At 33.9% G+C, this 1,470-nt stretch carries 3 protein-coding genes; all 3 read right to left on the bottom strand.

Going from position 1 to position 1,470, the window contains the following annotated elements:
- Window positions 1-107 precede the first annotated feature (107 nt).
- A complete protein-coding gene (locus QI30_RS19445; protein WP_126992122.1) occupies window positions 108-830 on the bottom strand; it encodes a Fic/DOC family protein in 723 nt (240 codons plus the stop codon).
- A complete protein-coding gene (locus QI30_RS19440) occupies window positions 830-1,015 on the bottom strand; it encodes an antitoxin VbhA family protein (protein ID WP_126992121.1) in 186 nt (61 codons plus the stop codon). Before QI30_RS19440 ends, QI30_RS19445 begins: the two co-directional genes overlap by 1 nt.
- Before the next feature lie 211 nt (window positions 1,016-1,226).
- The coding region (locus tag QI30_RS20700) for a hypothetical protein (RefSeq protein ID WP_199754744.1) at window positions 1,227-1,470 on the bottom strand (244 nt) is incomplete at its 5' end.

Here is a 1,470-nt window from a genome sequence, read left to right as displayed (position 1 = left end):
GTCATAATTTTCTATAATCTTGAGACAACTATTTTGAAAAGAACCTAAAAATGAAATGGAAAGACGTATCACAGCATACAAAAATGAGTACGTATGTAACTACGTACTCATTGAGGTTTATCTGGATTTGTATAAAATGGTTTTTCTTCATAGTTTGTGACATCATATTGTCCAACTGTCTTATAAGTAGAAGGCTTTTCCTCACTTTGCTTTGTTAGACCAGATGGTTTGTAGAATAATGCATCTGTGATAATCCGATGTAAATAACTAGGCTCTGGCGCTTCATCCACAGCAGCCATAACAAGTGCATTACGTAAATAGCCCGCATTTTGCGAAAGTAGTTCCGCATTAAAATCTAAGTTGTTTTTATCAGCAAATAGCTTCATAAAGATTGATACAGCACGCGTGTTGCCTTCACGATATGGATGGACACGCCATATATCTGTCATGAATTTCGCAAATTGTGAAGGAAGCTGTCGATTTTGAGGAGACCACTCTATTTGAGCAGCCCACTGAAAAATGGCTTTTAACGTATCACTGATACGATTTTTATCACAGTACGTTACAGATAAGCCATTTAACACGCGTTCATTTTTATAAATATTAATTGTTCGAAATTCCCCAGCCCACGTGTAAAGGTCTTCAAATAAGAAATGATGGATGTTTTGTAAAGACGTATAATCTGCAAAATCTAAATCATCGAGAATCGAGTGAATGTCGATAATACCAGCGATTAATAACTGAGCTTCCACATCAATAAGTTCTTTTTCGTCTACAATATTTAGTTTATTGATTAATACGTTTGAATTTGGATACACATAAGGGTCCATTAGTTTGTCGCCTTCGCATATTTCTGTAAAATGGCTTGTTTCAATTGGCTAGATGAAACCTCACCATTCTCATATTGATTTAATAAATTTTGTGTAAAGCTTGTCGGTTTTCCACCATCTAGCGCAGCCATACCTACTGCAAATCGTACTTGCTGTTGTCGTTCTAAGCGTGAATTGGCTTTCATACGGTCCACCTCTTTAAATTTGAATAGTAAGTTCAGTATATCATATTTCTTATATTTTCATGGATGTTGAAGGGCTTGTTGAGATGCACCAAATCAGCATGAAGATATTTAATGCGATGATGAATTTGTTTTAACATTAACAAAATGTTATTTGGGAATGTTTTTTATCAAATCTCATACATACTGACAATAATATCAATACCCGAGTTTTTTAGCCTATTAAGCCTTGACTTAAAGCTGGAAGAAAAGGAGATATAACTGCTACATGCTCTCCCAAACTTTGAATAAAACGCGTGTATTTTGTACTAAAACTTTCTTTTCCCATACTTTGTTCAAGATCGTCTACCTGGTTTAAAAGTAAACTTATTTCGTTTTCTTTGAAGTCTTGTTTTTTCAATTCATTTTTAATTTCATCAAACAAATTTGCATCACTTAATGAAATATTAATGGAATTA

The organism is Candidatus Kurthia intestinigallinarum, from assembly GCF_003991225.1.
Classification (GTDB): domain Bacteria; phylum Bacillota; class Bacilli; order Bacillales_A; family Planococcaceae; genus Kurthia; species Kurthia populi.
This window is presented reverse-complemented; position numbering and strand designations above follow the sequence as displayed.

What these genes read in the sequence shown, in the direction of transcription:
- QI30_RS19445 (WP_126992122.1), bottom strand. Translation starts at nt 830, where the DNA reads ATGGACCCTTATGTGTATCCAAATTCAAACGTATTAATCAATAAACTA.
- QI30_RS19440 (WP_126992121.1), bottom strand. Translation starts at nt 1,015, where the DNA reads ATGAAAGCCAATTCACGCTTAGAACGACAACAGCAAGTACGATTTGCA.